This window comes from Synechococcus sp. CCY 0621 (genome assembly GCF_019038465.1).
Classification (GTDB): Bacteria; Cyanobacteriota; Cyanobacteriia; order PCC-6307; family Cyanobiaceae; genus Cyanobium.
Map to the genome: position 1 here is coordinate 57,807 of NZ_JAFKRH010000006.1, position 17,735 is coordinate 75,541.

20 protein-coding genes, 1 tRNA gene and 1 pseudogene are annotated in these 17,735 nt (G+C 67.2%); 8 read left to right on the forward strand and 14 right to left on the reverse strand.

Annotated features, from left to right (window positions below):
* Positions 1-128: 128 nt before the first annotated feature.
* From KUG43_RS01355 to grxD, 4 genes are read left to right on the forward strand one after another with little or no spacing between them, the layout of a single operon-like run.
* Positions 129-857 (forward strand): lysophospholipid acyltransferase family protein, encoded by a 729-nt coding sequence (locus KUG43_RS01355; protein ID WP_216905340.1) that lies wholly within the window; start codon positions 129-131, stop codon positions 855-857.
* A 28-nt stretch (positions 858-885) separates the two neighbouring features.
* Positions 886-1,464, forward strand: coding sequence for a hypothetical protein (locus KUG43_RS01360; RefSeq protein ID WP_216905341.1), 579 nt, complete (start codon positions 886-888; stop codon positions 1,462-1,464).
* 47 nt (positions 1,465-1,511) lie between these two features.
* Positions 1,512-1,745 (forward strand): BolA family protein, encoded by a 234-nt coding sequence (locus tag KUG43_RS01365; protein ID WP_216905342.1) that lies wholly within the window; start codon positions 1,512-1,514, stop codon positions 1,743-1,745.
* A 23-nt stretch (positions 1,746-1,768) separates the two neighbouring features.
* On the forward strand, positions 1,769-2,092 hold the full coding sequence (gene grxD, locus KUG43_RS01370; RefSeq protein ID WP_216905343.1) for a Grx4 family monothiol glutaredoxin: 324 nt from the start codon (positions 1,769-1,771) through the stop codon (positions 2,090-2,092).
* Between the two features lie 34 nt (positions 2,093-2,126).
* Here the strand turns inward: grxD and KUG43_RS01375 are convergent, their stop codons facing one another.
* Positions 2,127-2,393, reverse strand: a complete 267-nt coding sequence (locus KUG43_RS01375; protein WP_216905344.1) for a DUF6761 family protein — start codon at positions 2,391-2,393, stop codon at positions 2,127-2,129.
* Positions 2,394-2,545: 152 nt separating this feature from the next.
* The gene (locus tag KUG43_RS16845) at positions 2,546-2,716 is read right to left on the reverse strand and encodes a hypothetical protein (RefSeq protein WP_286194290.1); all 171 of its coding nucleotides are present in this window, start codon (positions 2,714-2,716) and stop codon (positions 2,546-2,548) included.
* Between KUG43_RS16845 and KUG43_RS01380 the strand changes: the two genes are divergently transcribed.
* Positions 2,648-3,388 (forward strand): response regulator transcription factor, encoded by a 741-nt coding sequence (locus tag KUG43_RS01380; protein WP_353617894.1) that lies wholly within the window; start codon positions 2,648-2,650, stop codon positions 3,386-3,388. The genes KUG43_RS16845 and KUG43_RS01380 overlap by 69 nt on opposite strands.
* 9 nt (positions 3,389-3,397) lie before the next feature.
* On the opposite strand, the gene KUG43_RS01385 is transcribed toward KUG43_RS01380, so the two are convergent.
* The 7 genes from KUG43_RS01385 to KUG43_RS01415 all read right to left on the reverse strand — a co-directional run bounded on the left by KUG43_RS01385 (position 3,398) and on the right by KUG43_RS01415 (position 8,914).
* Positions 3,398-3,946: a hypothetical protein gene (locus KUG43_RS01385; protein WP_216905346.1), complete on the reverse strand. Its 549-nt coding sequence runs from the start codon at positions 3,944-3,946 to the stop codon at positions 3,398-3,400.
* Positions 3,943-4,224 carry a hypothetical protein gene (locus KUG43_RS01390; RefSeq protein WP_216905347.1) on the reverse strand — a complete coding sequence of 94 codons (282 nt, stop codon included), beginning with the start codon at positions 4,222-4,224 and terminating at the stop codon, positions 3,943-3,945. The genes KUG43_RS01385 and KUG43_RS01390 overlap by 4 nt, the downstream gene beginning before the upstream one ends.
* A gap of 61 nt (positions 4,225-4,285) precedes the next feature.
* Positions 4,286-5,221 carry a carbon-nitrogen hydrolase family protein gene (locus KUG43_RS01395; RefSeq protein ID WP_216905348.1) on the reverse strand — a complete coding sequence of 312 codons (936 nt, stop codon included), beginning with the start codon at positions 5,219-5,221 and terminating at the stop codon, positions 4,286-4,288.
* Between the two features lie 8 nt (positions 5,222-5,229).
* Positions 5,230-6,807, reverse strand: coding sequence for a carotenoid isomerase (crtH, locus tag KUG43_RS01400; RefSeq protein ID WP_216905349.1), 1,578 nt, complete (start codon positions 6,805-6,807; stop codon positions 5,230-5,232).
* A gap of 41 nt (positions 6,808-6,848) precedes the next feature.
* On the reverse strand, positions 6,849-8,246 hold the full coding sequence (gene trmFO / locus KUG43_RS01405; RefSeq protein ID WP_216905350.1) for an FADH(2)-oxidizing methylenetetrahydrofolate--tRNA-(uracil(54)-C(5))-methyltransferase TrmFO: 1,398 nt from the start codon (positions 8,244-8,246) through the stop codon (positions 6,849-6,851).
* Positions 8,246-8,368 (reverse strand): photosystem II protein Y, encoded by a 123-nt coding sequence (locus KUG43_RS01410; RefSeq protein ID WP_015108528.1) that lies wholly within the window; start codon positions 8,366-8,368, stop codon positions 8,246-8,248. Before KUG43_RS01410 ends, trmFO begins: the two co-directional genes overlap by 1 nt.
* A gap of 30 nt (positions 8,369-8,398) precedes the next feature.
* A complete protein-coding gene (locus tag KUG43_RS01415; protein ID WP_216905351.1) occupies positions 8,399-8,914 on the reverse strand; it encodes a gamma carbonic anhydrase family protein in 516 nt (171 codons plus the stop codon).
* Between the two features lie 60 nt (positions 8,915-8,974).
* Here KUG43_RS01415 and KUG43_RS01420 point away from each other — a divergent pair.
* Positions 8,975-9,046, forward strand: a tRNA-Lys gene (locus KUG43_RS01420).
* A 121-nt stretch (positions 9,047-9,167) separates the two neighbouring features.
* Here the strand turns inward: KUG43_RS01420 and KUG43_RS01425 are convergent.
* Positions 9,168-9,368 (reverse strand): annotated as a pseudogene (locus tag KUG43_RS01425) (type II toxin-antitoxin system RelE family toxin); the annotation flags it as partial.
* Complete coding sequence (relB, locus tag KUG43_RS01430) at positions 9,343-9,639, reverse strand: type II toxin-antitoxin system RelB family antitoxin (RefSeq protein ID WP_216905352.1); 297 nt, start codon at positions 9,637-9,639, stop codon at positions 9,343-9,345. The pseudogene KUG43_RS01425 and the gene relB, both read right to left, overlap by 26 nt.
* A 414-nt stretch (positions 9,640-10,053) precedes the next feature.
* On the opposite strand from relB, the gene KUG43_RS01435 reads away from it, so the two are divergent.
* Complete coding sequence (locus KUG43_RS01435) at positions 10,054-11,103, forward strand: efflux RND transporter periplasmic adaptor subunit (RefSeq protein WP_286194284.1); 1,050 nt, start codon at positions 10,054-10,056, stop codon at positions 11,101-11,103.
* Positions 11,100-11,690: a GUN4 domain-containing protein gene (locus KUG43_RS01440; protein WP_216905354.1), complete on the forward strand. Its 591-nt coding sequence runs from the start codon at positions 11,100-11,102 to the stop codon at positions 11,688-11,690. The genes KUG43_RS01435 and KUG43_RS01440 overlap by 4 nt, the downstream gene beginning before the upstream one ends.
* A 225-nt stretch (positions 11,691-11,915) precedes the next feature.
* Here the strand turns inward: KUG43_RS01440 and KUG43_RS01445 are convergent, their stop codons facing one another.
* From KUG43_RS01445 to KUG43_RS01455, 3 genes are all read right to left on the reverse strand, one after another.
* Positions 11,916-15,185, reverse strand: coding sequence for an efflux RND transporter permease subunit (locus tag KUG43_RS01445; protein WP_216905355.1), 3,270 nt, complete (start codon positions 15,183-15,185; stop codon positions 11,916-11,918).
* A gap of 681 nt (positions 15,186-15,866) precedes the next feature.
* Entirely contained in the window at positions 15,867-16,556 is a 690-nt protein-coding gene (locus KUG43_RS01450) for a response regulator transcription factor (RefSeq protein ID WP_216905356.1), read from the reverse strand.
* 48 nt (positions 16,557-16,604) lie between these two features.
* The coding region (locus KUG43_RS01455) for an iron uptake porin (protein WP_216905357.1) at positions 16,605-17,735 on the reverse strand (1,131 nt) is incomplete at its 5' end.

Consider the following 17,735-nt stretch of genomic DNA (forward strand, 5'->3'; position numbering starts at 1 on the left):
GAAGCGATCCTGACCGAACCGTATCGGTCGCCGCGGCTGCGGCCGCAGGTCCAACTGCCCGCGTCGGCCCCGCAAGGGGGGGATTCAGCCCCTAGTTTCGGCTTTGATGTTCTGCCGGATCAAGAGTGTTGGCGGCGCAGACGCCCCCCGGATCAGGCCTCTGCGCGGCCATCAGCCCGCGGGAGAGCTCCCTCTGTGGCGGCATCAGCCCCTGGCTGTCGCCGCTGGCGATGGTGGTCACCATCGATGTGGTGCTGAAGGGCTACTTCGGCGAGCTGAAGGTGCTGCATCGGGAGAACCTGCCCACGGAGGGGGCGGTGCTGCTGGCCCCCACCCACCGGGCCCGCTGGGATGCCCTGATGCTTCCCTGGGCCGCCGGTCGCCGCATCACCGGTCGCGACTGCCGCTTCATGGTCACGGCGGATGAAATGAAGGGACTGCAGGGGTGGTTCCTGCACCGCCTCGGCTGTTTCCCGGTCGACCAGGGCCGTCCCACCCTGACCAGCCTGCGTTTTTCCGTGGAGTTGCTCGCCGCCGGCCAGCAACTGGTGGTGTTTCCCGAGGGCCGCATCCGGCGCGAAGACGGCCCCATCCGAGTGCAACAGGGGCTGGCCCGCCTGGCCCTGCTGGCCGCCAGCCAGGGCGTGGATGTGCCGGTGGTGCCGGTGGGCATCGCCTACGGCCACGCCGATCCCCGACCCGGCGATGGGGCCGCCATTAGCTTCGGCTCCCCCTTGCGGGCGGCGGGCCAGGGTCGTCAGGCGGCCCTGGCCTTCGGCGTCGAGGTCGCTGCTGGGATGGTGTCGGCCGAGCAAGCGGCCCGCGCCGTGGTGGGGCGTCCGATCGGCTCCCCGTAAAGTTCGGCCGTTACCCGTCAGCGTCGACGTGATCAGGCCTACCGCCATCCCTTCCCTCCGATCCGCTCGAACCTCGGGCTTCGCCGGGGTCTGCGGAGGCGTCCTGGCCCTGTTCGCCCTGGCCCAGCCGCTGCTCCAACCGCCGGCCCGGGCCCAGGCCACGACGCCCCAGACGGTCCAGCCCGCCGGCACCGATCTCAATCTTTCTTCGGTGAAGGCCCTGCTCTCCAGGGGGGACGCGGCTGTGGCCAGCGGCAACCTGGCCGAGGGACGGCGCCTCTACGACCTGGCCCGGGATGCCAGCCGTCGACTGCTGGGTTTCTACCGCGATCTGAGCGGCTCCTTCCGCGGCCTGGATGCCCGCATCCCCCGGGAAATGGATGACAAGGGGCGGGAGGCCCTGACGCTGCTGGCCGAGAGCAACCTGAGGCTGGCGGCCCTGTTCCGCCGCCAGAACCAGCCGGAGGTGGCCATCCCCCTGCTGGTGGAGGTGGTCAAGATCATGACCCCCACCAACGAAGGTGGGCGCAAGGCTTACCAGCAACTGGTGGAACTGGGTTTTGTCGTCACCCCCTACACGGCACCTGGATCGTCCACCGGCGGCTGATCGTCCTTAGATTCCTTCTGCCCGTTATCCCCCCGATCCCCGCCGCCATGGTGCAACCGGAGCAGGTCAAGGACGCCATTCGCCGCGCGCTTCCCGATGCCGCCGTGGAGGTCGAGGATCTCACCGGTGGTGGTGACCACCTCCAGGTCAAGGTGGTGTCCGGCGCCTTCGCCGGCCTCAACCGGGTGCGGCAGCACCAGCTTGTCTACGGCGCCCTGCGCAGCGAACTGGCCAGCGAGGCCATCCATGCCCTGGCGGTGCAGACCGCCCTCCCTTCCTGATTTCCTTTCCCGATTCCGTCACCATGGACGCCAGCACCCGTCAACGCATCGACGACCTGATCACGACCAGCCCCGTGGTGGTCTTCATGAAGGGCAACAAATTGATGCCTCAGTGTGGATTCTCTAACAATGTGGTCCAGATCCTGCAGTCCCTGGGTGTGCCTTTCGAGACGTTCGATGTGCTCTCCGACATGGAGATCCGCCAGGGGATCAAGGAGTTCTCCGATTGGCCCACGATCCCCCAGGTGTACGTCAAAGGGGAGTTTCTCGGCGGCTCCGACATCCTGATCGAGATGTACAACAGCGGCGAACTGCGCGAAAAGCTGGAAGTGGCTCTGGCGTCGTAATTCCTACCCTGGCAGGACCTGTCCAGCGAGCCGCTCAGTAGCGGCTCGTTTCCATCAGCAGGCGGGGTTGGCCGTCGGGACCCATGAAGCTGGAGGGGTCCTGGATCCAGCGATCAATCAGTTCCTCCAGTCGCCGCTGGGAATGGTGATCCAGCACGGCCGTGCGGCGCAACGCATGCAGGTACCCGTCCGCGTAGAGCCGCAGCTCGGAAGGTCCGTGATGACGATCGGAAAGGTCCTGGCAGGCATCGCACAGGGACTGGAAGTGGCGGATCGCGTCGGGATGTTGAAGTGCTGTCATGGCTGGGGTGAGGCCCCTGGCGTCATTGTGGCGGCGAGAGCCGGCAGATGCCCCCATCCTGCCGTGCCGCGACCGCCTTTCGGGAGCAGACAGTTGACAAGGCATCGCCCCTCACCGGCGTCCACGCACATTTCCAGTTAGCGTTGACTCACTCAATCGGCTGTCGGCACTTCCGCTTCTGATTTCATCGTGATGCCGAGGAGATGCCCGTGGCCCAGGACAAACTGACTGACCCCGGAGGTACCCCACGCAGGGTGCTCGTCGTCGACCCCCACGCGACCCTGCGCACGGTTCTCGCCCAGCGCCTTCGTCAGGATGGACATCTGGCTGCAGCCGTGGCCACGGCCCGTGAAGCCCTGGAGATCTGCCAGGAGCAATCCCCCGATCTGCTGGTGAGCGCCGAGCTGCTTGAGGAAACCTCAGCTCTGCGCTTGGCGGCCCAGCTGCACTGCCAGGTGATGGTGCTCACGGCCCGTTCCGGTTCCGAGCCCGTGGTGGCCCTTCTGGATGCCGGCGCCGACGACGTGCTGCGCAAGCCTTTCGGTCTTGAGGAGCTGGCCGCCCGTTGCCGCACATTGCTGCGTCGCAGTGGCAGCGGCCTGCAGGAGCGGGTCTGCGTCGGACCCCTGGAGGTCCACCTGCTGCTGCGCCAGGTCACCCTGCGCGACCAGCCGGTGGAGTTGAGCCCACGGGAGTTCGCCCTCCTTTGCGCCCTGCTGATGCCCCCCGGGGTGGTGCGCAGCCGCCAGGAACTGCTGCGCATGGCCTGGCCGCCCTTCAGTGGCGGGCCCCGCTCGGTGGACACCCAGGTGCTGACCCTGCGCCGCAAACTGGAGCAGGCGGGGCTTGGCGAAGGCGGCGCCATTGAAACCATGCGGCAGCAGGGCTACCGCTTCAGCCTCGACACCCTGCCAGAAACGAGTGAAGAGGCTCCCGGAGGCGCTGGTTCCGGGTTGTTGCTCACCTCACCCAGCAGCTCAAGCCGTCTCAACTAGTCCACGCCTTCAAGCTGGGCGAAGGACCAGGGCCAGCACTTCGCCCACAAGCAGCAGGCCGGACAGCAGGGCCAGCAGCTGATAGGTCCAGGGAGGGCTGATCCGGCCGATGCTGTCGGTTGACAGACCCGTGGCACTGGAGAAGCGCGCCAGGAAGTCGTCGAAACGCACCACCCGCTGGGGCAGCAACCAGGCAGCTCCGTCGCGGCCATCTTCTTTGCTGGCACTGCGCACGTAGTAGACCCTGCCCCCCTGGCTGGTGGTGACCGGGGTGAGTGCCGTGATGCGGTTCCAGGGAAGCTGCCAGCCGCGGCGCAGCAGCCAGGAGCACCAGCGCGGGTGGCCCACCCGCAGCCCCTGGCCATCGAGCTCGACCCGCTCACTGGTGATCGCCACCACCAGCACCAGGCCGGCGATGCAGGCCAGCCCGAGCGGCAGCTTCAGGGGCTCCGGTGCCAGCAGCGGCAGGGGCAGCACCAGCGCCAGGTAGAGGCCCAGGAGCGTGAAGCGGATCAGCGGTGCCATCGGGTAGCGATGGCATGACGGCACGGAGCTCATCGGTCGTCGGGGGATCCGGGCAGTGGTTCGATGACCTGGGAGGGCTGGTAGCGGCCCCCGAACACCTCCGCCTCCCGACCTTTCCAGAAGTTGCCGAGGCGCATCAGATCGGCGTGGGCTTCACCCAGCCGCTCGACATACTCGTTGGGCTCCATCGTGTCCTTGGCCTCCTTGAGCTTGCTGAGGCGCAGCAGGTGCCACACCCATGGCTTGCCCATCTCGCCGCGGGCTTCCAGGTAGAGGGCCAGGTCGGAGGAGCTGGGGATTGGAGCCGCCATGGACACGAAACATTTGTTTACAAATCGTACCGACGTCCGTGCCCGGGTGTGGCGCGCTACCTCAGTAGAGCTCGGGCCGCAGGTCCTCGTGGTAGCGGGTGGCGGCGGGGTGGGTGGGGCCGTACTCGCCGGGCCTGCAGTCGGCGATCAGCAGGGTTGGCTCCGGCCGGGCGGCTGCCAGCACGTCGCCATGGGGGCCGCAGATGAGGCTGTTGCCCAGGTAGGCCGCCATCACCCTGCCGTTCACCGTCTCCTCGCCGCAGCGGTTGGCGTAGGCCACGAAACAGCCGTTCTCGAACGCATGGGCCGGGATCAGGGTGCGGGAGACGTCCGGGTAGGGCCTGTCGGTGCGCTCGCCGGTGCTCAGCTCGGCCCAGGCATCGGCGGCCGTGGGAATCAGAACCAGCTTCGCTCCCTTCAGTGCCAGTTGCCGGCTGAGTTCGGGGAATTCCGCCTCGTAGCAGTTGAGCAGGCCCACCCCCACTCCATTCACCGGCTGCACCGTGAACGCCGGTCCCTCTTCGGGATGGCGATAGCCGGCGCTCCAGCAGCGTTTCTCATCCGGTCCCCAGAGGTGGGTCTTGCGGTAGTTGCGCAGCAGCGTGCCGTCCCGGTCGAACAGGGCGATGGCGTCGTAGAAGTGCACCTCGCCGGCCACGGTCGCCCGTTCGGCGTAGGGACAGGCCACGGCCAGCCCGTGCTGGCGCGCTGCGGCGGCCACCCGCCGCAGGCTGGGGCCGTCCACCGGCTCGGCCAGCTCCCGCACGATGGCGGGCGTGACGATGTAGCCGGTGAGGTAGAGCTCGGGGAAGGCCAGCAACTGCACCCCGTGCCCCGATGCTTCGCCGCAGACCAGCTCCAGCCGCTCCAGGTTTTCGGTGATCGCCGCCGACGTGCCAGCCGTGCCGGTGCCCTGCCAGATCCCCAGCCGCAGGCCCTGGCCGAAGGCCGGCACCCCGGGCCGCACGACGCAGTGCAGGCGATGCTCAGGAACCATGGGGTGCTTCACGCCGGCAGGTTCCAGGGATTGAGGCCGAGGTCGGCGCCGATGCGGTGGGCGCAGGCGAAGCCGCTGAAGGCCACCGCATTCAGCCCCTGGCCGGGGAAGCAGGAATCCCCCACGCAGTAGAGATCGGGGATGGCGGTGCGGTTGAAGGGCATCGGCAGCAGGCCCGGCAGCCGCATGGCAGGCACCGGCCCGTAGCTGCCGCCGTGGCGGCCCAGGAAGCGGCGGTGGCTGCGGGGGGTGCCGATCTCCCGGTGGGTGATGGCCCCCTCCAGGCCCGGCAGGATCGCCTCCAGGCGGCGGATCAGCCGGGTGGCGGCGGCCTCCTTGGCGGCCCTGTAGGCCCCAGGGGCCAGCCCCTGCCAGGTGTCCATCGCCGACGGGGTGAAGGTGTGCACGATGTGATGCCCGGCCGGGGCCAGGGAGGGATCGAGCAGGGTGGGGATGGAGACGAAGATCACCCCCTGCTCGGACTCCATCTCCTCCCAGCGCTCCAGCAGCAGGTGATGGACATGGCTGCCCGGCGGGATCGCCTCCGCTTTCACGCCCAGGTGCAGGGAGAGGAACGAGGACGATGGCTTGTAGCGCCGCCGCCAGGTGCGCTCGGCTGCCGGGGTGTGCTCCGCGTCCACCAGGGAGCCGAAGGTGTCCCAGCGGGTGGCGTTGCTCACCACCCGGCGGGCGCGGATCTCCTCGCCGCTGGCCAGCTTCACCCCCACGGCCCGGGCCTGGGTGCCCTCGCCCTCCAGCAGCACCTTCACCACCCGTGCCCGGTAGCGGATCTCGCCGCCGTGGCGGCGCAAGCCCGCCACCAGCTTCTCGGCGACCACCCCGACGCCGCCCTTGGGGTAGTTGATGCCGCCGGCGTGGCGATCGGAGAACACCATGCCGGCGTTGATCATCGGCGTGCGATCGGCCGGCATCACCGACCAGCAGAAGCACTCCATGTCGATGAACCTGAGCAGATCCGGATCGCTGATGTGGGCGCGGGCCACAGCCCCCACGTTCACCGGCAGCCAGCGGGCCAGCCCCAGGCAGGCCAGGGGCGCCCGGAAGAACACCTTGGCCAGGTAGGCCGGGTCCTCCAGCGACAGCAGGGGCATGGCGTCGAGGCAGCGGAACACCTGCCAGCAGGTGTCGTAGAAGGCGCGGATCCCCTTGGCCTCATGGGGAAACAGGGCGGTCAGGTCGGCCAGGAAGCGCTCGTAGTCGCGATCCACCGCCACCTCGAGGCCGCCGGGCAGGTGATAGGCGAGCTGGGCGGGGTCGGGAATCGTCTCGCAGTGCTCGCCCACGTCGGCGAGGGCCCGGGTGAGCAGGTTGGTGTGGCCCTTCTCGCCGAAGCCGAAGATCATCGAGGCGCCGACGTCGAAGGTGTAGCCCTCGCGCTGGAAGCTGCCGCCGCTGCCACCTGGGATCAGGTAGCGCTCTAAGACCAGCACCGACGCCCCTTTGGCGGCCAGCTGGCTGGCGGTGACGAGTCCGCCGATGCCCGAGCCGATCACGACGGCGTCCCAGGGGCGGCCATCGGCCGCGGTGAGGGGGGCGGCGGCGGAGGAAGGGACGGTGACGGTCACCGGAACCAGGCGAACGGAAGCGGCCTGACCCTAGGAAGCGATCAGCCCGCGACGGCCGCCGGTACGGCGGCGGTGGCCCCGGTCTGGCGTTGGGCGTCCCAGGCGGCCAGATCCGCCAGGGCCCGGTCGCGGTAGGCGCCGTAGCGGCGGCGTTTGTCGCGGATGCGCTCCGGCAGTTCCGGCATCAGACCGAGGCTGGGGGGCATGGGCTGGAAGCCCCCCTTGCGGGCGCCGTGGCTGCGCTCGGCATCACTGATGAAGGCGAGCAGGGCGCCGGCCATGGTGGTGGGCGGCAGGCTCAGGGGGGCCAGCCCCCGCACCAGGCGGGCGGCGTTGGTGCCGGCCAGCCAGCCGCCTGCCACCGCAGCGGCGTAGCCCTCGGTGCCGGTGATCTGGCCGGCGGCCAGCAGGGTGGGCCGCTGGCGGAACTGCAGGGTGGGTTGAAGCAGTTCGGGCGAGTCGAGGAAGGTGTTGCGGTGCATCACCCCGAAGCGCACGAAGGAGGCGTTCTGCAGGCCGGGGATCATGCGCAGCACCCGTTGCTGTTCGCCCCACTTGAGGTTGGTCTGGAAACCGACGAGGTTCCAGAGCTGGCCGTCCTTGTCCTCCTGGCGCAGCTGCACCACCGCGTGGGCTCGCTTGGCGCGGCGCACGTCGCGGTCGTGCAGGTCGCCCCAGCGCGGATCCCAGAGGCCGATCGGCTTGAGCGGGCCGTAGCGCATGGTGTCCTCGCCGCGGCGGGCCAGCTCCTCGATCGGCAGGCAGCCCTCGAAGAAGGTGGCGCTCTCCTGCTCGAAATCCTTCAGCTCCGCCTTCTCGGCCTCCAGCAGGGCGGTGCGAAAGGCGAGGTACTGCTCCCGGTCCATGGGGCAGTTGATGTAGTCGGCGTCGCCCTTGTCGTAGCGGCTGGCCCGGAAGGCTACCGACAGGTCGATGCCCTCCCCCTCCACGATCGGGCTGGCGGCATCGAAGAAATGGCAGGACTCCCGTCCGGTGAACTGGCCAAGGTCCTCGGCCAGTTCGGCGCTGGTGAGGGGCCCGGTGGCCAGCACGGCGATCTCTTCAGGATCGGGCAATGCCAGCTGCTCACGCCGCTCCACGGTCACCAGGGGGTGGGCCTCAAGGGCGGCCGTGAGGGCGGCGCTGTAGCGCCCCCGGTCGACGGCCAGGGCGCCGCCGGCTGGCACCGCATGGACATCGGCGGTGCCGATCACCAGCGATCCCAGGCGCCTCAGTTCCTCCTGCAGCAGGCCCGCGGCCCGATCCGAGGAGAGGGCGCCAAAGCTGTTGCTGCACACCAGTTCGGCGAAATCGCCGCTGTGGTGGGCCGGGGAGGGGCGCACGGGCCGCATCTCCACCAGCCGCACCGGTATCCCGGCTTCGGCGATCTGCCAGGCGGCTTCGGTGCCGGCCAGGCCGGCACCGATGACGACGACCATCAGGCGCGGGCGCGCTTGAGCATCAGTTGCAGCTGACCCACGGCGGCGCGGCCGATGTTGAAGGCGGCCCAACCCACGGCCAGGAGGATCGGAGCAGCGACGAGCAGCAGCCGGAGGTCCATGGCGACGCAGGGGAAAACGATGGGGGGATCCTAACGGAGTCCTGCGTGGACCTCCGCCAGCTGGCGGTAACGGCGGGCGTGCTGGCGCTGGGCCTCGATCGCGGCGGCATCCAGCTGGCGTTTCACCACCGCCGGAGCCCCCATCACCACGGCGCCGGCGGGCACATCCCGGGTGACCACCGAGCCGGCCGCCACCAGGGCCCCGGCCCCCACCGTGACGCCGTTGAGCACGATGGCGCCGATGCCGATCAGGCAGCCGTCCTCCAGCGTGGCGCCATGGACCACGGCCCGGTGGCCGATGGTCACATCGGCGCCGATGGTCACGGGTTGGCCTGGATCCCCGTGCAGCACGGCGCCGTCCTGCACGTTGCTGCCCTCCCCCACAGCGATCGTGCAGACATCCCCCCGCGCCACCGCGGTGGGCCAGAGGCTGGCCCCCGCCGCCAGCCGCACATCGCCGATCACCACCGCCGTTGGGGCCACCCAGGCGGCGGCGTCGATGCGGGGGGCGTCCCAGTGGCTGGGCCAGGCGTGGGGGCTGGTCATGGGTGGCGCGGGTGGCGGGCTTGGAGAGGGTCGCCGCCGGGTGATAGCTTCCCCAGCGACGGGTCGCTAGCTCAGCGGTAGAGCATTCGGCTTTTAACCGACTGGTCCTGAGTTCGAATCTCAGGCGACCCATCCCAATCACCGCAAAGCACCCCAGCCATAGGCCGCTTTGCTTCAGCGGGCTGTGTTGTCGGTAGGCCTCCCGCCGATGGTTGAGCGCGATCAGCAGCACGACAAGGCGGTCGTCTTCGATCTGACAGATCACCCGGTAGTCGCCGGCCCGGTAGCGCCAAAGACCGGAAAGGCTGGCTGTCAGGGCCTTGCCTCTCTTGCGAGGATCCTTCGTTTGCAGCAGCAGCCGGTTCATGTACCGCAACAGGTTCTGAGTGGTCGAGCGATCCAGCTTCTGGAGCTGGCGTCTGGCCGTTTCAGAGATCCGAAGCGTCCAGGCCAAGCTCTGCCACCAACGCGTCGAGGCTGTAGGTACGTTCCTGGCCTAGGCGAATCCGTTCCACGGCGGCGGCGCCGAGGTAGGCATCCTCCAGGTCGTCCAGGCCCTGCTCGATCAGCGCCCGCAGGTAGAAGGCCTTGGTCCGCCCCGTTTCAGAGGCCAGTCGATCCAGCCGCGCCTCTGTCGCTGGGTCCAGACGAACGGAGGTGGCCTTGTCGTCACATGAATGGGCGCATTCACCTAGTCCTGGTCTCCCGACCCTGGGGTTCCCCACGGATAGTCAAAACAGCAGCGTCTGCTCAGGGTTCCAGGGACGGAATGGCTTGGACTTGACCATGCCCGATTCCCCTACCAAGAACCATTGCAGTCACTGGTATCTGGGCGGAATGGAAGGCGTCAGGGGAGTATTCGGGGGGTGGACGAAGCCCGACACGCTCCTTGCGGTAGGTGCTGCCCGGCTGTATCCGCCGGCCGGGGATCGCGAGATGCTGGCAGTGCAACCGAGGGATGCTCCGATCGAAGAGGCCACCATTGGTGGCTGTTGATCACGGAACCGTGGCGCCAAGGAGATGGGCCCTGACAATGGTTGTGGATACTCGCCGCTTCATTGGCTGATGCGCTGTTCAGTGGGGAAGCCAGGGGGATGATTCGGCTGCACCTAACGCGTCGGAGCGCAACCCTGCTGGCTTTGGCCCTGAGCTGTGCCGGCTGTGCGCAGAAAACGACGGCACTGCCGATCAAGCCGCTGGCTGTGGAAGCCAGCCCGGTGGAAAGCGTGGCCTTTCCGGAGGTGATCAACACGATCAGCAGCCTGGAAGCTCCCGATGAAGTGAACCTGGCGGCCCAGGCAGGGGGACGAATCGAACGCCTTCAGATGCGTCAGGGTGACTCGGTGCGCCAAGGCCAGTTGCTTGTGGTGCTGGATCAGACGCAGCTCCGGGAAGAACTGCGGGCGCTGGAGAGTCAGCGCGATGAGAGCAAGCTCAACTTCCAGCGTTTTGACTATCTTGTGAGACAGGGTGCGGCCTCGCCCATCCAGCGCGACGCGCTGCGGCAGAACTTCATTGCCGCTGATGCTGCCGTTCGCGCCAAGCAGAGTGATCTTGCCTTCAAGGATCTGCGGGCACCGATTTCCGGTGTGGTGAGCGATGTGAAGGTGAATCCGGGCGATGTGATCGGTGCCGGCACACCCTTCACCAGCATCCAACGCACAGGACGGTTGCTGGCCCGGGTGACTGTGCCGGCGCGGTACGGCCAGCGGGTGCGGATTGGGCAGACCGTCCTGGTCAGCGACCCAAGTGGTGGCGCCAACGTGGAAGGTCGGCTGGTCTCCATTGACCCCCGCGCCAGCGGCGCCACCCAGTCGTTCCTGGCCAAGGCGGAGCTTGACAACCGTGACGGGCGCTTCCGCAACGGCGAGCGGGTGCGCACGCGTCTGGTGATCGACACGCGCCCAGCGTTGTCCGTTCCGGCGGTGGCGGTGACGCGAACCAGTGGCCAGACCTTTGTCTTTGTGGTGGGCAGCCGGCAGGAGCTGGAAGCCCGGCCGGGCAACATTCCGCTGGAGCAACTACGGACGTTGCCAGCCACCGCCCGGTATGCCCTGAAAACGCCGGTGTCGCTGGGGCCGCTCCAGGACAATCGCTATCCACTGCGGCAGGGACTTCAATCCGGCCAGCTGGTCATTGTGAGCAACCTGTTCAGCCTCCGTCACGGTTCGCCGGTCAGCGTCCGATGAGCAGCCTGGACGAGCGCGTCGCCGCCCTTGAGCACCAGCTGGCACAGCTCACCATCCAGCTCCAGGCGTTGCAGAACACCCTGCTCCTGGTGGGTGATGTGCAGCGCTACTCCCGCTTGCGCGACCTCCTTGCAGCGGGGGATCTGGATGCCGCCGACAGGGAGACCGCGAGCTTGCTGTTCGATGGGCTGGCGGACCAGTACGGGGATGTCAGTCCGGAGGCCCTGGAGCGCTGCCCGGCGGCGATGCTGCAGATCATCGATGGCCTCTGGAGCACCAGCAGCCATGGAGGTCAGGGCTTCTCGGTGCAGCAACGGCTCTATCGGGAGCTGGGCGGCAGCCGCGAAAGCCTGATCAGCCAGGACCTGGCGCTGTTCGCGCGCTTCACCCAGGCCGTGGCCTGGCCCACGCTGGCGGGGGTGGGCTTTGTCCTGCCGGACGAACTCACGGTGCCGGTGTCTGCTGCCCTGGACGACGATGCCCTGCCGCCGCGGGGGCATCTGCCTCTGCGCTGCTGGGGCAGCGACTACGGACTCAAGGGCGCCAATCTCTTGATGGCTCGGCTGATCGAGGTTTTTGCTGCCTGAAACGGCGGCGCTGCGCTTGGGCAATGGTGGCCAGGCCAGCGGCTGCCAGGGCCCCCAGCCCGGCCCCCACCGTGGGATAGGCCCGATAGAGGCGCTGATACGGCAGGCTTCGGAACCGTTCCATGCCACTGGGCCCCTGGCTGAGCGGTTCGATCGAGCGCCCCAAGCCTGCCCCGAGGATGGCCCCGATCAGGACGGCAAACAGACGCTGACGATTGGCCCGGTTCATCGCAGAACAGGCAGTGAGGGATCCTTGCCAGGCTCAGGCGGTGGAGCATCAGAACCGGCTGTGGCAGAGCCGTCTCCAGCGCCATCACCAAGAAACTGCTGCTCCAATCCCTTGATGATGACGTAGAGCACTGGCGCCACCCCGAGGCTGAGCACGGTGGCCACCAGATAGCCACCGAAGCTCACGGTGCCGATCGACCAGCGGCTCATGGCGCCGGCACCGGAAGCGGTCATCAGGGGGATGTAGCCCACCAGGCCGGAGGCGGCGGTCATCACAATCGGCTGGAAGCGGACCTTGGCGGCGTTGATCGAGGCCTGATGGAGACCCATTCCCAGGCTGCGGAACTCATTCGCCTGTTCCACAATCAAGATGGCGTTCTTGCTGGCCATGCCGATCAGCATCAACAGACCAACCTGAGCAAAAATGTCGTTGCTGATCACCGGCCAGAAGCCGCCGGCCTGGAGCAGGTTGGCGCGCCCCCAGATCGCCACCATGGCCCCGAGGGTGGCCAGTGGCACGGTCAGCAGGATGATGATCGGATCAACATAGCTGCTGTACTGGGCTGACATCACCAGGAACACCAGCACAAAGGCCAGGGCAAAGATCGCCGTGGTCGCTCCGCCGGCACTCTTTTCCTCCAGCGACAGGCCGGCCCACTCGTAGCCGAAGCCTGGATCAAGGGTGGCAGCGGCCAGCTCCTCCATGGCGGTGAGGGCCTGCCCGGAGCTGTAGCCCGGCGCGGGCACACCCTGAATCTTGATGGATTCGTAGACGTTGAAGGAGGTGATGGTGGGCGGGGCAATGAAGGGCTCTGTTTTCACGAGACTCTCCATTTGCACCAGGTCTCCGTCGCGAGAACGCACGAAGAAGGAAGCAATGTCGCTGGGCTGGCGGCGCTCCTCGGCCTCGGCTTGAACATAGACCCGGTACTGGTCGCTGCCGAAGATGAAGTCATTCACATACGTCCCGCCGAGATAGGCCTGCAGCGTGCCAAACGCCTCCTGGACATCCACATTCAGGGTTTTGGTCAGATCGCGATCCAGACTGATCGCCATCTGCTCGGTCGCCGGGGTAAAGGTGGTGGTGACCCGTCCCAACTCGGGTCGATCCACAGCCGCCGCAATCAGGGCCTGGGCGTTGTCGATCAGCACATCCATCGGCTGGTTGGCTCGGTTCTGCAGATGGAACTCGAACCCCCCGGTGGCGCCGACTCCATCCACCGGGGGGATGTTGGCGGCAAAGGCCAGCGAGCCACTCACTTCGGCCCGCAGGCGGGCATTGATGGCCTGCAGAAGGCTGAACACAGACTGGGTCGCCTCAGGGCGCTGATCCCATGGCTTGAGGCGAATGAAGAACAGGTACTTGTTGTAGGCGTTGCCCTCGAGTCCATACCCGGCGGCGCCGAGGAAACTCTCAATCTCCGGCACCTCCTTGAGGATCGCCGTGACCTGGACCACCTGCCGCTGGGTGTAGGGCAGGGATGCGGTGGGTGGTGATTCCCCCTGAATGATCATCAACCCCTGGTCCTCATCAGGGATGAAGCCAGTGGGCACCAGCATCAGCATCCCGTAGGTGGCTGCAAGGCCTGCCACGAACAGGGCGAACACCAGATAGCGCATCTGCACCAGCCTCTGAATCGTGCGGCCGTACCAGGCCATCAGCGCCCCGAATCCGCGGTTGAAACCACGGAACAGCCAGCCGAAGGCCCAGTTCAGCCCACGCTGCACAGCATCGGGTCTGGCACCCTCCGGCTGGAGGAAAAGGGCGCTGAGCGTGGGAGAGAAGGTGAGGGCGTTGAAGGTGGAGAACACGATCGCGGCCGCCAGGGTGATGGCGAACTGGCGGTAGACGATGCCGGTTGTGCCAGGAAAAAAGCAGACCGGAATGAACACCGCCAGTTGCACCAGAGCGGCGGTGATCGTGGGGGAGGCCAGTTCATTCATGGCGTCCAGAGCGGCCTGCAAGGGCTTCATCCCCTGGCTGAGCTTGGCTTTGATCGCCTGCACCACCACCACGGCGTCATCGGTCACCGTGCCGATCGCCAGGATGATGCCGAACATGGTGAGCTGGTTGATACTGAAACCCAGACCCAGTACCACCGCCATGGCTCCTACCATCGCAACCGGCATCGCCAGTGCGGGCACGATCGTGGAGCGCCAGTCCTGCAGAAACAGCAGGATGGTGAGCACCGCCATCACGATGGCATCGCGCAGGTTGCCCGTCACATCTGTCAGCGAGGTGGTGACGAACAGGGTGGAATCGTAGGGAATCTCATAGCGCATTCCGGGCGGAAAGGTCTGGGAGAGTTCCTGGATTCGCGCCTTCACCCGGTTGCCGGTATCGAGGGCATTGGCTCCCGGCAACTGATACACAAACAGTGAGGCCGCGGGCCGCCCGCTCTGGCTGGTGTCAACGTCGTAGTTTTCGGCGCCAAGCTCCACCCGTCCCACATCGCTCACTTTCACGAGCGTGCCGTCATCGCCCACCTTGAGCACCAGGTTTTCGGCATCGGCCACATCGCGGAAGCGGCTCCTGGCCATCAGCGGAATGGCCACCTCCTGGCCCTTCGGGCTGGGTTCCTGGCCCAGGCGACCGGCACCGGCCTGGATGTTCTGATCCAGCAGGGCGCGCTGTACGTCCATGGGGGTGAGGCCGGCGCCGGCCAGCCGGGCCGGGTCAAGCCAGAGGCGCAGGGCATAGCGCCGCTCCCCGATGATCTTGACGTCGCCCACCCCGGGGATGCGCCGCACTTCATCGATCAGGTTCTGGTCGACGAAATTGCTGAGAAACAACTGGTCATAGAGGGGCTGGCCGTTACTGCCTGTGTCGGCGTAGAAGCCGTAGGCCACCAGGATGCTGGGGGAGGCCGCCTTGACGGTCACGCCGGTCTGCTTCACCACCTCCGGCAGGGTGGGTTCGGCCTGGGCCACCCGGTTCTGCACGTTGACCTGGGCTGTATTCCTGTCAACAGCAACGGGGAAGAAAACGTTGATGTTGCTGATGCCATCGGACGAGGTATTGGAGGCCATGTATTTCATGTCCTCCACCCCGTTGATTTCCTTCTCCAGAACCCTCGTGGTGGTATCGAACGTGGTGCGGGCGTCGGCGCCGATGTTGGTGGCGTTGACCTGAATCTGGGTGGGTGCCAGCTGCGGCAGCTTCTCTAGGGGCAGCAGAGGGATCGCCACACCGCCGACGAGCAGGATCACCAGGGAGCACACCGTGGTGAGGACCGGGTTGCGAATGAAGCGATCGGAGAGGCTCAATACAGAGTTCGGGAGTGTTACCGGCGAGGCGTCTCAGTCCACGTTCCCTGCTGAGGAGGAACAGCCTGTCAACCTGGGCTGGCATGGCGCGCCTGGGGTTCAGTGGCCCAGCGCCGCCAACACTCGCGGTAGTGGAGATGAGATCAGCTTGTTCGCTGTGGACCCGGCCAGCAAGCACTGTTGCGCGTTATTGATGTGTTCACCTGGGTATCCGCCCAGGTCGCTCAAGCGGATCACTGGGATCGATGACGGTCCACCGCCCCCCCCCCATTGGCGGGATCGTGTCTGGCCCGCCTCCTTCTCCTCCATCCGCGCGGATCTGCTCGGATTCCCTCAAGGTGCGCAGATCGCTCTCCACCTTCCATGGCGTTTCCTGGTTGGGCTCCTGTCGGCTGATCTCGTCGGCCGTGGGCACCGCGAGGGCCGCAGTTGCCCACATCACGCGCCCGGCTGATCGGCCCGCCTGGGCCAGGGCCAGCAGACGCTCCAGCTCGCGGCACTGCTGGGAGCCGGGCTCCTGCAATAGGTTTTTGATCTCACCCGAGCAGTAGCAACAGGATGTGGCCTTCTGGATCGAGGGTCACTACAACCGCGAATGCCGCCATTCAAGGATCGGTTACCTGAGCCCGACCGACTACCAGCATCAGTTCATCGCCGCTCGTACACCTTGACGTGCTGGACTCACCCCAGCTGCACCATGCCGCAGCGGACCCCCTTGAGGACCGCCTGCAGGCGGTTGTTGACCCCCAGGGTCTGGAGCAGCCGTTTGGTGTAGGTGCGGGCGGTGGCGTCGCTCACCACCAGCTTGCGGGCGATCTCCCGGTCGCTGAGGCCGCTGGCCAGCAGGTCGAGCACCTCGTACTCCCGCGGGGTCAGCCGCGGACAGCTGAGGTAGGGGAGCTTGCCGGAGCGCAGCGAGGGGCTGCGGTAGGAGTGGTGGCCCATCACGGCGATCACGGCGGCCTGCAGGGGCCGTTGGTCGTCGACGATGTCGGCTTCGGCCACCACGGCCTCCAGCCAGGGGGCGTGCTCGTATTCGGCCGGGATCACATCCCCGAGGGCCAGCATCACCACCTTGAGGTCGGGGTGGAGCGCCTTGGCCCGGCGGGTGAGTTCGAAGCCGTTGCCGCTCTCCAGGTGATCGGTGCACAGCAGCAGGTCGTAGGGATCCCGCTGCAGATAGTCGAGGCAGCCCTCCTCATGGGTGATGGCGCAGCCGATCAGGCTGCGGTCGCTGATGCTCTCGCACAGGGCCCGCAGCAGGAAGCGGCCCTTCATGGCGATCGCCACCTTCCCCCCGGGCGCTACCGAGAGCAGCACCTCATCGAAGGTGTTCCCCTCCAGGCTGCCCAGGAACGGCGTGAGATCCATGGTGGCCAGGCCATCCAGGTCCCCTCCATCATCCGTTCCCGCGGGCCGTCAGAAGCGGAAGGTGGTCTTCACCAGTCCGCCCAGCTGCCGGAACGTGGTGCCAGGGGTGGTGTCCTGCCCCAGGGGCCGGCTCAGGTAGAAGAAGGCCGGGGTGACGCTGATGCTGTCAGTGACCTGCAGCTTGTACCACCACTCCCAGGCGACGTTGCCGTCCTGGGGCGTCTGGCCATCGGCCAGGGCCGTGGCGAAGATGGGCTGGCCCACCGCCATGCCGAGGGCGTTGCCCTTGAGGAATGCGTCGTCCCACTGCAGACCCACCATCCAGGACTGGCTGGTGCGCAGGGCGCCGGGCGCCTGGAAGGTGTCGTAGCTGGTGCCGTTGATGCCCCAGCCGAGACTGATCGAGGGAATCCAGCCGGAGCTGGCCGGCTGCCAGTAGCCGCTGACGCCGAAGGCATCGGTGCGGCTGTTGGGATTGGCTTCGTAGGTGAGGCTGGTGAAGGGGGTGGTGCCCGGCACCCCCACGCCCGACTGGATGCGGGAGTAGATCGCCGCCAGACCCCACTGCTCCTTGGCGTAGCCGATCTGCACCGTGCCGGTGCCAGCCGAGGCCACGGAGCCGATGCCGCCGTTGTTGGGATCGCCCCCATCGCCGTTGGCGGCCACGTAACTGGCGCTGATGCTGAAGCCGCCCTGCTGCCACCTCAGACCGGCCCCCGGCCCGAGGTTCTTGTTGTAGGCCGCCGGGGCGCCGTTGAGGGTGAACAGGTTGAGGATCGTGTCGGCGGGGTAGGCGCTCGGCCAGAGGGCGAGCATGTCCTCTTGGCCGACGCGACCGCCGACGGTGGCGGTGAACTGGCTGCCGATCGGGAACTGGTAGAAGAGCTTGTCGATCGCCACCACGTCGCCGCAGTCGGCAAGGGGCCCGCAATCCTCCTGGAAGGCCACCTCCAGGGTGGAGAGGCCGCCGGTGGGGCTGGCGCCGCCGAAGGCGGAATCGGCGAAGTTGCCGGCCCGCAGAATCGTGCGCAGCAGGTCCTTGCCGGTGAAGCTGGTGTCGAAGCTCAGCTGGATGTCGTAGCTGAAGGTGGTGGCCCCCACGGCGGCCCGGGCGGCATCGATGTTGGGTGTGTCGCTCCCCGAAAACGCATTGGCACCGATCACGAAGGTGGCCTTACC

What these genes read in the sequence shown, in the direction of transcription:
- KUG43_RS01365 (WP_216905342.1), top strand. Translation starts at nt 1,512, where the DNA reads ATGGTGCAACCGGAGCAGGTCAAGGACGCCATTCGCCGCGCGCTTCCC.
- grxD (WP_216905343.1), top strand. Translation starts at nt 1,769, where the DNA reads ATGGACGCCAGCACCCGTCAACGCATCGACGACCTGATCACGACCAGC.
- KUG43_RS01375 (WP_216905344.1), bottom strand. Translation starts at nt 2,393, where the DNA reads ATGACAGCACTTCAACATCCCGACGCGATCCGCCACTTCCAGTCCCTG.
- KUG43_RS16845 (WP_286194290.1), bottom strand. Translation starts at nt 2,716, where the DNA reads ATGTCCATCCTGACGAAGGCGCTGGGCGAGAACCGTGCGCAGGGTCGC.
- KUG43_RS01385 (WP_216905346.1), bottom strand. Translation starts at nt 3,946, where the DNA reads ATGAGCTCCGTGCCGTCATGCCATCGCTACCCGATGGCACCGCTGATC.
- KUG43_RS01390 (WP_216905347.1), bottom strand. Translation starts at nt 4,224, where the DNA reads ATGGCGGCTCCAATCCCCAGCTCCTCCGACCTGGCCCTCTACCTGGAA.
- KUG43_RS01395 (WP_216905348.1), bottom strand. Translation starts at nt 5,221, where the DNA reads ATGGTTCCTGAGCATCGCCTGCACTGCGTCGTGCGGCCCGGGGTGCCG.
- trmFO (WP_216905350.1), bottom strand. Translation starts at nt 8,246, where the DNA reads ATGGTCGTCGTCATCGGTGCCGGCCTGGCCGGCACCGAAGCCGCCTGG.
- KUG43_RS01410 (WP_015108528.1), bottom strand. Translation starts at nt 8,368, where the DNA reads ATGGACCTCCGGCTGCTGCTCGTCGCTGCTCCGATCCTCCTGGCCGTG.
- KUG43_RS01415 (WP_216905351.1), bottom strand. Translation starts at nt 8,914, where the DNA reads ATGACCAGCCCCCACGCCTGGCCCAGCCACTGGGACGCCCCCCGCATC.
- KUG43_RS01440 (WP_216905354.1), top strand. Translation starts at nt 11,100, where the DNA reads ATGAGCAGCCTGGACGAGCGCGTCGCCGCCCTTGAGCACCAGCTGGCA.
- KUG43_RS01450 (WP_216905356.1), bottom strand. Translation starts at nt 16,556, where the DNA reads ATGGATCTCACGCCGTTCCTGGGCAGCCTGGAGGGGAACACCTTCGAT.